Annotated in this window: 11 protein-coding genes and 2 pseudogenes; 9 read left to right on the top strand and 4 right to left on the bottom strand. The window is 59.8% G+C overall.

Annotation, left to right across the window (positions count from 1 at the left end; all coding sequences use genetic code 11):
* Window positions 1-518 (bottom strand): IS66 family transposase (locus GCT19_RS39490; RefSeq protein ID WP_193727516.1); only part of this gene is annotated, 518 nt, incomplete at its 3' end.
* Window positions 519-547: 29 nt separating this feature from the next.
* Entirely contained in the window at window positions 548-745 is a 198-nt protein-coding gene (gene tnpB / locus GCT19_RS39485; protein ID WP_018435922.1) for an IS66 family insertion sequence element accessory protein TnpB, read from the bottom strand.
* 78 nt (window positions 746-823) lie between these two features.
* Between tnpB (GCT19_RS39485) and GCT19_RS39480 the strand changes: the two are divergent.
* Both GCT19_RS39480 and GCT19_RS39475 read left to right on the top strand, forming a co-directional pair.
* A pseudogene (locus tag GCT19_RS39480) lies at window positions 824-1,807 on the top strand (Tn3 family transposase); the annotation flags it as partial.
* Window positions 1,808-1,993: 186 nt separating this feature from the next.
* Entirely contained in the window at window positions 1,994-3,019 is a 1,026-nt protein-coding gene (locus GCT19_RS39475) for an IS110 family RNA-guided transposase (protein ID WP_018435920.1), read from the top strand.
* Between the two features lie 795 nt (window positions 3,020-3,814).
* Here the strand turns inward: GCT19_RS39475 and GCT19_RS39470 are convergent.
* On the bottom strand, window positions 3,815-4,153 hold the full coding sequence (locus GCT19_RS39470; RefSeq protein ID WP_018435919.1) for a type II toxin-antitoxin system RelE/ParE family toxin: 339 nt from the start codon (window positions 4,151-4,153) through the stop codon (window positions 3,815-3,817).
* A complete protein-coding gene (locus tag GCT19_RS39465; RefSeq protein ID WP_018435918.1) occupies window positions 4,153-4,437 on the bottom strand; it encodes a type II toxin-antitoxin system Phd/YefM family antitoxin in 285 nt (94 codons plus the stop codon). The genes GCT19_RS39470 and GCT19_RS39465 overlap by 1 nt, the downstream gene beginning before the upstream one ends.
* A gap of 419 nt (window positions 4,438-4,856) precedes the next feature.
* Here GCT19_RS39465 and GCT19_RS39460 point away from each other — a divergent pair, with 419 nt between their 5' ends.
* The 7 genes and pseudogenes from GCT19_RS39460 to GCT19_RS39425 form a co-directional block, all read left to right on the top strand.
* Window positions 4,857-7,295: a TOTE conflict system archaeo-eukaryotic primase domain-containing protein gene (locus GCT19_RS39460; RefSeq protein ID WP_051106753.1), complete on the top strand. Its 2,439-nt coding sequence runs from the start codon at window positions 4,857-4,859 to the stop codon at window positions 7,293-7,295.
* A gap of 288 nt (window positions 7,296-7,583) precedes the next feature.
* Window positions 7,584-8,336: a type IV toxin-antitoxin system AbiEi family antitoxin domain-containing protein gene (locus GCT19_RS39455; RefSeq protein ID WP_026228784.1), complete on the top strand. Its 753-nt coding sequence runs from the start codon at window positions 7,584-7,586 to the stop codon at window positions 8,334-8,336.
* Window positions 8,318-9,281: pseudogene (locus tag GCT19_RS39450) on the top strand (nucleotidyl transferase AbiEii/AbiGii toxin family protein). The gene GCT19_RS39455 and the pseudogene GCT19_RS39450 overlap by 19 nt, the downstream one beginning before the upstream one ends.
* A gap of 107 nt (window positions 9,282-9,388) precedes the next feature.
* Complete coding sequence (gene tnpB / locus GCT19_RS45005) at window positions 9,389-10,096, top strand: IS66 family insertion sequence element accessory protein TnpB (protein ID WP_368042663.1); 708 nt, start codon at window positions 9,389-9,391, stop codon at window positions 10,094-10,096.
* A 51-nt stretch (window positions 10,097-10,147) separates the two neighbouring features.
* Complete coding sequence (locus GCT19_RS45000) at window positions 10,148-10,522, top strand: transposase domain-containing protein (protein ID WP_018435912.1); 375 nt, start codon at window positions 10,148-10,150, stop codon at window positions 10,520-10,522.
* Between the two features lie 11 nt (window positions 10,523-10,533).
* Window positions 10,534-11,130: a plasmid pRiA4b ORF-3 family protein gene (locus tag GCT19_RS39430; protein ID WP_018435911.1), complete on the top strand. Its 597-nt coding sequence runs from the start codon at window positions 10,534-10,536 to the stop codon at window positions 11,128-11,130.
* Window positions 11,131-11,324: 194 nt separating this feature from the next.
* A partial coding sequence (locus GCT19_RS39425; RefSeq protein WP_152854913.1) for a transposase occupies window positions 11,325-11,537 on the top strand: 213 nt, incomplete at its 3' end.

The raw sequence follows: 11,537 nt of genomic DNA, 5'->3' as shown, positions 1-11,537 counted from the left end.
ACGCAGGCAAACTTCGGGCGCACCTGACGGATGATCCGGAAGCTGGCCGGTACGTACTCAAGTTGTTCGGCAATATCTTCGCCCAGCGGCTTCATCTCGCCACCGCACTCGGAGCACTTCCCGGCAGATTCGGGCAGGTGTGTTCGGAGCTCGCGCGGCAGATGTTCTGGCAGTGGCTTGCGCGGTGCCTGTTCCACGGCCGCGCGCGGCGTCTTCGGGATTTCGACGGGTGCCGCGCCTTCGTCGGTCTCAAGTTCTTCGAGACGCAGTTCGAGTTGCTCGATCTGACGATCCAGCTTCTCCGACTTGCGACCGAACTGCATACGGCGCAGCTTGGCAATGAGCAACTTCAGGTGTTCGATTTCCGCCGCGCGCGCAGCCAACGCGGCTTGTTGCGAATCGACCGTTTCCTGCAGTTTGAGTACTTGCGCGTCGCGCTCACGCAGTGCCGCTTCCTGGCTGAGCAGCATGGCCTTCAGTGTTTCGACATCGTCGGGAAGTGGGTTCGCGCGCGTCATGCAGGGAGTTTACGCGCCAGCATCGACGTTTACAACGCTGACGTCGGTTGTGCCGTTCTCGTCGGTTGCCTCCAGTCGATGCCTTCCAGCAGCATTGATAATTGCGCCGGGCTCAGGCAGATAACCCCACCGTCGGCTTGAGGCCATATGAAGCGCCCCTTCTCGAGCCGTTTCATCAGCAGGCACATGCCATCGCCGCTCCACCACAGCACCACCTTCGTTTCCATCGTTCTGATTCCCACTTGATCTGGTCGGAACTAGGTTGCCGATTGGGCGCACCTATGAACAGACGGTCGTGAAGCAACGCTTACATTTCAACGGCAATGCGCTTCCTTGAAATGCCCGGTCGGCTGCCGCGTGCAAACGACCGCGTGGTTGAATTCCAGCGCACGCATCCGATTACTGAACTCTGGGGTAACGGAAGGCTGGCATCGAGCAACTCCATGAGTCTGGACACGTCACCGCACCTGTTTTATGCGCGGGTCGATCCGCGACGTCGCCCCCACGCGGTAGGCATGTACACGCACGTGCTGGATCAGCACGGCAATGTCTATAACCAGCCCATCGTGCTGAACGAACGCCAGGCTGGCGTGGCGATCCAGGGCGTGATCCGTCACAACGAGAACCGTGACGACGGTGGACTGCTGCGTCTTTCAGTAGACACGCACGGATACACGAACGTAGGGATGGCGGTGTCGAAGCTGCTCGGTTTTGATCTCTGCCCGCGTTTGCGCAACCTCTCGGAACGCAAACTGTATCTGCCGAGAGCCATGGCAGCGCCCGAGGGGCTGACAGCGGTCGTCGCCCATGAGATCTCCATCAAGGCGATTCGTGACGGCTGGAAGGAACTGCTGCGCCTCGTTGCATCAATTCATGCGGGGCGCGTGAGCGCAATGGTCGCCGTGCAGCGGTTCGGAAGCGTGGCGCAGGGCGACCCGGTGTACCGGCCAGCCGACCACCTCGGTAGGTTACTGCGCACGCTTTTCCTGTGCGACTACTTCAGCAACATTGAATTCCGGCGTGAAATGCATACGCTGCTCAACCGCGGTGAATCGGTCTATCAGTTGCAGCATGCAATCCACACCGGCAAGATCGCGCCGGAGCGCGGGCGACGCCGCGACGAAATAATCGCGATTTCTGGCTCCTTGACGCTGCTGACAAACCTGGTCATTGCGGGCCCAGCGCATTTTACGCATGTGAATTTTCGTGGAACGCCGAGCTTTCCGATCGATCTCTATCGCGAGATGCTTCTCGATGTGCCGCTAAGGCGGCGCATAGCTGGATCGTGAACCGGTTCTGCATGCACACAGACGCGCAGGACTACAGCGCGTGGTGCGGTTCTGCTGGCCGCCCTCAATCATGCGCTCGCCGGCCAAGCGCGGGGGCGGATAAATGCGCCAGATTTTACTGAGATGGACCCGGCGCCTCCCACCGGGGGACACTAACGCACTCACCCAGACGTGCGGAGGTTCATCATGGAAATCGACGTTCTCGGCATTGATCTAGCGAAACAGATCTTCCAGCTCCACGGCGCTGATCGTCGCGGTCGTGTTGTGCATCGGTCGAAGGTCTCGCGGAGTTCGTTCTTCGAAGCCGTACGCGCCTTGAACCCGAAGTTGGTTGTCATGGAAGCATGCAGCACTGCCCACCACTGGAGGAGGCGTTTCCAGTCGGTCGGTATCGAAGTCCGGCCGATCAGCCCGCAATATGTTGCGCCGTTCGTCAAGACAAACAAGAACGACCGCAATGATGCGGAGGCGATCGTCGAGGCTGCCAGCCGGCCCACGATGCGCTTCGTGACGATCAAATCTGTCGAGCAGCAGGATATCCAGGCAGCACATCGCATGCGCGCAATTCTGCTGCGTCATCGTACCGCGCTGATCAACCAGATACGTGGCCTGCTCGGCGAACGGGGGCTGGCTATTGCGCGCTCACCGGAAGCCTTCAGGCGCGCGATACCGGAATTGCTGCGCACGAGCGCAGATGAACTGACCTCCTTTTGCCAGACTCTGCTCACCGAACTTCTGCAGCACATGCGCGCCATAGAGGAACGTGTTCATCTCATCGAGGCATCCATCCAGACGTTCATGAAGAAATCCGCGCTCTGCAGGAAGATCGCCGAGATCCCTGGTATTGGCCCGATTACCGCCACGGCCGTTGTCGCCGCGGTCGGCGATGCCAGGCAGTTTCGCAACGGCCGGCATCTGTCCGCCTGGCTCGGCCTCGTGCCTCGACAGTATTCGTCTGGCGGCAAGCCTCGCCTGCACGGCATCAGCCGACGCGGCGACACATACCTGCGGACCTTGCTCATTCATGGTGCTCGGGCTGTTCTGCGCTATGCACCGAAAAAAACGGATCCTCAGAGCATCTGGCTTCAAGAGCTGATGGCTCGACGCGGGCATAACTGCGCAGCGGTCGCACTGGCCAACAGGAACGCGCGGATCATCCAGGCACTGCTCAGCAGCGAAGCGACTTATATGACGAGAAGCGCGGCAACATAACCTCCGAAAACTGCTTGTAAGGAGACGCTACCCCCAACACAGGTTTGCGAAGCTTCTCAAAGCGATGACGAAATAGGTTGAACCAGCATCCTGAAGCCTGTTTTTCGTGCCGGCTGCCACTTGTAGCAAGCCGCGATTTTGCTAAGGACGGGGTGCGCGGATCTCATCGAGGCTGCGGGCGTGCTTCGGCAACCGCCCATCTGGCAAGCCGGATACATGCATGCAGACCGTTTCGGCATCACGAACAAGAAGCTTGCAAAAGGCGTCGGGTCCATACATGCATCAAAAGGATGCGCTCCCGCAGAATCGACGATTTCCACGCGGTTGTTTTTAAAAGGAAAATCAAAACAAACCGTCCATACAAGCACGAAAAGGACGAACACCCCGATTTCGGCGCTTGCCACCGCGGATCGCTTCGTAGGGAAGCGGTCGGGTGAATGTATGCACACGGTCGTGCACGCAGCGGAAGTTGAAAACCGCCCACTAATCCATGGAAGACGCACGACCTTCGTTGAGCGTTTCGACAAGACGCGCCCGGTGTCGCACCAGATTCGCTATGTGCTTTTCGCTCGACCGCAGACGCTCGCGATGCAACGCCTTAGTGTTGGGACACGCAGCCGTGCCTTATGCAGTCGGGAAACGAGCGGATAGCATTAAATACCGAGGCGTTTTCTTGCGGGAATGCTCTGCAGCGCCGCATAAGCGGCCTCGCTCAGAGATCGTAAGTTGAAGCAGTGTGCGCCGGAGTATCAACGCGGCGCTGCGGCATGAACGCAAAGATGCGGTCGGTGCCCATTACATCAGGCGAAGCGCGATTCTCTGAAGAAGGGAGGGCAGGTCGCGTCGCACGTCCACCACGAGATGAATGAAAATAGTATCGTCGCGGACCTGATAAATGATCCGATTCTTGCCAGAAAGGGCCTGCCGGAAACCGTCCTCGAAAAAGCCCTCGAGTTCGGTAGGCGTATGGCCGCTAGCGGGAAACTGCCGAACCTGCGTGATCGTTTCCTGCAGTTGCGCCGATGTCTGACGCCATGTTTCCCACCCGAAGGTGCGGACGACATAGCTTCTGAGTTCGTCCATGCCGATCCGCGCGGTCGGGAGGATGCGGTATTTCAGCAGCGGTGCCACCATCAGCGGAGCTTTTCCTGACGATCGAGCTCATTGAGTTCCGCAAAGAACTCATCGCCATCGACGTGATCCCCGCGTTCGATCTGTTTCTGGCCGACAGCCAGGATTTTCAGGAGCGCAAGGGTCTGCTGCGTCGATTCATAGGTTCGCACGTCCTGAACGACGAGCTTCGCTTCGCCGTTCTGCGTGATGATGAGCGGCTCCCCCGACTCAGTCAGGTCTTTGACGATTTGCGCCGCTTCACTTTTGAGGTAACTGATTGGCTTGACATGATCGGCGAGATGCATCCAAGGCTCCGGGAGATATAGAAGTAAGACCGAATTTAAACCATTAATGGTCCGACTGCAAGCTGCCCTTGGCGTGCAGTCGGGCAAGGTAATAGGCCTAGTTAAGCTTGGCATTATGAATTAATAAGATACATAATTATCGGTAATTAGCATTCTGCGAACAGCTCGAAAGCTTCCCGTTTCGTGGCGTGCCGCGCGATGACCTGCTGCCTGCGTTGCACGCGACCACTATCGAGGCCGGATTGTGATCGCGTACCGCGTTACGGGCGAGACGGTCGCGGTGCTCGGCGTCTACTATGGTGGGCAGGATGACCCGGCCAGTTTTCAGCCGGATCTCGATGAATAGACCGAGCTGTGCGGAGGCCCACCACCGGTAGCAATCCGCGCGCATCCCGCCCCCCAATTCACCGGACCAGTCGATGAATGACGTCAAGTTGTCGCGCTCAGGTTGGGAGGATTGCAGACGCGAAGAACTGCTCGCAGAACTCACGCGTCTGCAGGACGAGAATGCCCGGCTCGCCGCCTTGCTGCGCGAGGCCGTTCCTAAGCATGGCAGGCGCGAGGTTGCCCCGTCGGGCTATCCATCGCTGATGGCGCGAAGCACGGGGACTTCCACGCTTTCTCCCCAGCAGAAGGTACACCTCTTCCGGAGCCTTTTCCGGGGCCGTACCGACGTTTATCCCCTTCGCTGGGAAAGCCGCAATTCCGGGAAATCGGGTTATGCACCAGCGTGCGCGAACGAATGGCGTGCGGGCATCTGCGAAAAGCCCTGCATCCGCTGTGCGGATTGTGTGCATCGCATGCTGCTGCCGCTGGACGATCAGGTTATCTATGCACATCTCGCCGGCGATCACACGTTGGGCCTGTATCCGCTGATGCCGGACGGCACCTGCGACCTGCTCGCAGTCGACTTCGATGAGGAAAGCTGGCGGGACGATGCGATGGCCTTCCGGCAGTCATGCGATGAACTGGATGTTCCCGTGTCGCTGGAGATCTCACGTTCGGGTAACGGTGCGCACGCATGGATCTTCTTCTCGTCGGCCGTCACCGCGCGTGACGCGCGCCGGCTGGGTTCGGCCATCATCAGCCACACGTGCGCCCGAACGCGCCAGCTTGAGCTGTCGTCATACGACCGACTCTTTCCCAATCAGGACGTGCTGCCCAAAGGCGGCTTCGGCAACCTGATCGCCCTGCCGCTGCAGAAGCAGCCTCGCGAGCACGGGCACAGCGTGTTTGTCGATGAAACCCTCCAGCCTGTTGCCGATCAGTGGACTTTCCTGGCGTCGGTCAGATCGATGGACGGGCGACATATCGAAGGGGTAATTTTCCGCGCCACCGGCGGTGCCCACCCGCTCGACGTCGCCTTCATCGCTGAAGAGGCCCAGGCCGAGCCATGGAACCCGCCACCGGCGCTGCCGAAGCGGCTGGCCGGAGACATGCCGGCGTCACTGACATTGACGCTTGCAAACCAGCTCTATTTTGAAAAAGCCCAGCTTCCGCAATCCCTGCTCAATCGCCTCATGCGGATCGCGGCATTCCAGAATCCGGCGTTCTACCGTGCCCAGGCGCGCGGCTTCAGCGTATGGGACAAGCCGCGGATAATCGGCCGCGCCGAGAATTGCCCGCGACACATCGCTTTACCGCGAGGTTGCCTCGACGAGGTCATGACGCTGCTGACCGACAACGGAATTGCCGGTGACATCCGCGACGAGCGTTGCGCTGGCGGCCCTCTTGCAGTCGCGTTTGCCGGCACACTGAGGGGCGACCAGCAGGCGGCGGTTGATGACATGCTGCGGTACGACACGGGGATACTGCATGCGCCAACGGCGTTCGGCAAGACCGTGACGGCGGCCGCAATGATCGCCCGGCGCGGCGTCACTACGCTCGTGCTTGTGCATCGCAGGGAGCTGCTGGATCAGTGGCGCGAGCGCCTGCAGTCGTTTCTTGCGCTGGATCCCCATGACATCGGCACAATCGGTGGTGGCAAGTCGAAGTCGACGGGCCGGATTGACGTCGCCATGCTGCAGTCAGTGGCACCGGATGGCCCCCACGGAGCGCTTTTGCGGCATTACGGCCACGTCATTGTCGACGAATGTCACCACGTATCGGCGGATTCCTTCGAGGCAGTGCTCAAGGCCGTCAATGCGCGCTACGTGCTGGGACTGACTGCGACACCCGTGCGGCGCGACAGCCAGCAACCGGTGATGTTCATGCTGTGCGGGCCGGTGCGGCATGCGGCGCGTCTGCCACCCAATGCGCCGCATTCGCTCGAGGTGTTCCCGCAAAGGCTCACCTCATCCGTGAACGTTGCGCTCGACGAGCCTATCCAGACGGTGTTCGCGCATCTTGCACAGGATTCACCTCGGACGGACATGATTGCTGCGGCGATTCGCGAGCAATTCGGACAAGGACGCAAGGTGCTGGTTCTCACCGAACGGACGGATCATCTCGAAAGCCTGCAGAAGACTTTGGGTGAAGCAATCGGGCCGCTTTTCGTGCTGCACGGGCGTCTCACGAAAAAAGCGCGTGCGGCGCAGCTTGCCGCCCTTGACGCGCTGGCCGATGAGGTCCCTCGCGTCGTCCTGGCCACTGGCAGACTCGTTGGCGAGGGATTTGACCATCCGGCGCTCGATACGCTGGTGCTCGCCATGCCCGTGGCATGGAAAGGCACGCTGCAGCAGTACGCTGGCCGGCTACATCGCGCGCATTCGGGTAAAACCGGTGTACGGGTGATTGACTATGTCGACGGAGGTCACCCGGCACTGCTCCGTATGTGGGAGAAGCGCCAGCGGGGGTACCGCGCGATGGGCTATCAGGTGCGCGCGGATGGAGACCGACAGCAGTTGGAGCTTGCCTGAAACCGGCGCGCCAGGCCGCATTGTGTCAGGCTGGCCAGCGGGCGTTACGGCACGAGAGGTGTCCCACTTTCCGCCCCTCTGAGGGAGGGCCAAATGCGAAGGCCACACCGGCCGCATAGTTTCATCGGCGCAAGTGGTTATCTGACTTGATTTAAAGCAAAAAAGCTATGCGCTGGTGCGCTTGCCACATTTGGGGACGTATCACGCTGTAGCTGCTTGCACTCGCATGGAATATTAGATAATAATCAAGTAATTCCCGATTTTCTCCGAACAAATTATGCGCTAACAATGAGTAACCGAACCAGCGTCCAGCGCTTGCTACAGGAGACCCAACGTGGCCACCCACTGGATTCCGAAATGCTGCGAGACATGAGTGTCAGCGCGGCGCTTGCGCACGACCTCGTCAAAGCGGGCTGGCTTCAACGCCTTTCAAGAGGCGCATACCTCGTGACCGGTGATGTCCCTACGCGAGACGGCACGATCGCGTTTCTGAGTCGTCGCGTCCCCGGGATGCACGTCGCCGGAAAGACCGCTCTCTCCTGGCAGGGCGTCCGCCACAACATTGCGTTCCGCGAGCGCGTTGTTCTGTGGGGACAGAAGCCCTATGCCTTTCCTGACTGGATAGGCGAACACCTGCTTTACTCGTACCAGACAACCACGCTATTTGACGAGGAGTTTCGCTACGAGGAGGGCCTTAAACCCCTGCCGGCAGGCGACCCCGCCGTGCTGGTGTCGATCCCGGAGAGAGCCCTACTTGAACTCGCGAGTGATGTCGGAAAAGGTCAGACCATGGAGGAAGCGACCAACCTTATGGTCGGCCTGCGTAATATCCGGCCCCATGTGCTCGACAACTTCCTGAACCACTGTACTCGCGTGAAGGTCGCCGTCCTTGTTCGCGATTTCGGTGCCGATGCAGGGTTTTCCTGGGCCAGGGATCTTCAAAGGCACATCGATCGCCTGAGTCAGGGCAAACGATGGACGCATAAAACCAAAAACGGTGAGCGACTCACTCTCAAACCACAATTAACGACATTTACGTAGACACGGTGCGGCTGATGCTCGGCATAACACCCATCATCTTTGATACCCCTCTGTTCGCCATGAAAGGCGGAACGGCGTTGAACCTGTTCTTGCAGGCGATGCCTCGGCTCTCGGTCGACATCGATGTGGTCATGGTTCGCAGGGATCTGGGCTGCGACGACGCCATCGCAGCGATCAGCGGTGAACTCGACCGCGCCCGCGCGCAGATCGAACCGGAGGGCCATGCCGTCAAGTTTTCGACAGCGACCACGTCAGGCAAGGCCAAGGGCGACGAAGTGAAGCTGACTGTTATCTCGGGCCAAACCTCGGTCAAGGTAGAGGTGAACTATGTGTTCCGGGGAACCTTGCTCGACCCGGTGGATCGCCCCCCTTGTGCAAGCGGCAGAAGAGATGTTCAACACGAGCATTACGGTACCGACTCTGCATGAAGCGGAGCTTTACGGTAGCAAGATGGTCGCGGCACTCGACCGTCAGCACCCGCGCGACCTGTTCGACGTGTTGCACATGTATTCCACGCCAACGCTCGGGCTGCGCCGCGATATCGTCGACGCGTTCGTCTGCTACCTCGCAGGGCATAACAGACCGATTCACGAGGTCCTGTTCGCCCCTAAGCACTCCATGGCGGGTGCCTACGAAAAGGAATTTGTCGGGTTGACTATCGAAGCCGTCGACCTGACAACGCTTGAGGCCACTCAGGATAAGCTACACCGTGAGTTGCCTGCGGCGCTTACTCCAGAACATCGCGAGTTTCTCTTCTCACTGGTTAGTCTGGAGCCAGACTGGTCACTGATGCCATACGGTTACCTAAGCGAGTTGCCTGCGATTCGCTGGAAACTACAAAACCTCGAAAAGCTCAAGAAAAAGAGCGCGGACAGATTTGCTGAACAGGAGGCGCTTCTGCGTCAGGGATTCGGAAAGATCGACGGCGGCCGGATGCCGCAATAAAGGTCACGTCTGCGCCGCCACCTTGCATCTGAAACGTAAGCGTCATTCCGTGGCCGCATGGACAGAGCTGAAGCCGGTGTCCAAAGTGATATCCGTTACTTCAAGTGATGGGGACTACTTTGGACACACGGAATGCGCGATCATCGAACCGCAAGGGCCGACCGAATTACACACCAGAGTACCGACGGCAAGTTGCCGTCGCGGCGTGCGAGCCGGGTATTTCGGTGGCCAAGCTCGCGCAGGCGCACGGACTGAATCCGAATATGGTGTTCAAGTGGCGCCGGCAACTGCGGGCGGGCCTGTTTGAAGGGGTGGCACCCAGCACAGCGGTGTTGCTGCCCGTAGCGTTACCTGATGCACCGACCGGCGAGACCGCAGAACCGGCGTCGCTCGCTCTAGAGCCTGTCGAGCCACAGCATGGTCGACCCCGTGCAGTTGCGCCTCGTGCTGCGCTGCCTGATGCCAGCATGATTGCGCCGCCAGGCGGTACCCGCGTATGGCTGGCAGCGGGCGTTACCGATATGCGCCGTGGCATGGATGGACTTGCCGCGCTGGTGCAGTCAGCACTCGGTCGTGATCCGTTCTCGGGGCACATCTTCCTGTTTCGCGGGCGTCGTGGTGACCTCATCAAGATTTTATGGTGGAGCGGCGACGGCATGAACCTGTACGCGAAACGACTCGAGCGTGGACGCTTCGTGTGGCCGCAGGCGGACTCGGGAACAGTCCATCTGTCAGCCGCCCAACTGTCGATGCTGCTCGAAGGGATTGACTGGCGGCATCCCGAGCGGACGTGGCAGCCGACGCACGCGGCATAAGGCAGGGTGCGGGAGCCCACAAGCGCGTGGCCTTCATTTACACTGTCATGCATGCCAGCCAGCCATCTGCCCGATGACATCGCCGCTCTGAAGCGCATCGTTGCCTCGCGCGACGAGACCATCGCGCAGTTGCTGGCCGAGATCTCGCGACTGAAGCGATGGCAGTATGGCCGCTCATCTGAGCGCATGACAGAACTGATGGACCAGCTGCAGCTCGCGCTCGGTGAGCTGCCTGTTGGGCCGAGCGCAGCTGACGCGCAGACAGGCTATAGCCTGATCGGTACGGCACGCCTGAACGGCATCGAGCCGTTTGCCTACCTGCGCACGGTGTTTGAGCGCATCGCCGATCATCCCATCAACCGCATCGACGAGTTGCTGCCGTGGCGCCTGAAGCCGGCTGCATACATCGAGCAGCAAGCCGCCTGACAATCAATCCGATGGTCCAACCCCGCAAACCTGCCGTGCGCCTGGTCAAGGCGCCAGTGCCCGACTACGTACTGCGCGTTGAGCTGAAGTACATCAAGCCGGCGATCTGGCGACGAATCATCGTTCCCGGCTCGATCCGGCTGGGCAAGCTGCATGTCGTGCTGCAACTAGCCATGGGCTGGGAGGGCGGGCACCTGCACGAGTTCGTCTTCGGCGAAACCAACTATGGTGAACCTGATGACTTCGGATTCCAGAGCGATCCACCGATGCTCAATGAAGCACGGGTCACGCTGGCGAAGGCGCTGGGCGGGCTGAAGTCATTCACCTACATCTACGACTACGGTGACAACTGGCAGCATCGGATCAAGGTCGAGAAGGCGCTGATGCCTGATCCAGACATGCGCCGGCCGCTGTGCCTGGACGGGCAGAATGCGTGTCCACCGGAAGATGTCGGTGGAGTGCCAGGATATGCCGACTTCCTCGAAGCGATCACCGATCCGACGCACGAGGAGCACGACCACTTCCTCGAGTGGTGTGGCGGCAACTTCGATCCCGCCGCCTTCGATCTCGTGCTCACGAATCAGCGGCTCTCAGAGGTCAAGTTCTGATCGTCAAGACGGCCTCAGATTGACGCTTACTCTGAAACGACGGCCAACAGTCTTTCTCAACTCGCACCGCACCCGAGATTTCGAAGCAGATTGAGGAATACAAATCATGGTAAGCGCTCGATTTCCCCCACCTAGCTTTTGCGTCTGGCAAGATCCACGATTGCGTCCGCAACCACAACTTGCGGACGCAATTTATGACCCAGGATGACCTTGCATTTTTGCCGTTGCGGGTGACCCGCGTTGGAGTGGGCGGCAAGCGCAGCTTCGATTCCATGGACAAGCGACGGCTGGTGGAGGCCTGCCTGCAGCCGGGTGCATCTTTGTCTGGGCTGGCGCTGAAGGCCGGGGTGAACGCCAACCAGCTGCATAAATGGGTTCGGCTGCATCGGCAGGCGGACATGCCCTTA

The sequence above is a fragment of the Paraburkholderia atlantica genome (assembly GCF_009362785.1).
Lineage (GTDB): Bacteria > Pseudomonadota > Gammaproteobacteria > Burkholderiales > Burkholderiaceae > Paraburkholderia > Paraburkholderia atlantica.
The sequence above is the reverse complement of the archived record's forward strand: the minus strand, read 5'-3'. Positions and strand labels throughout refer to the sequence as shown.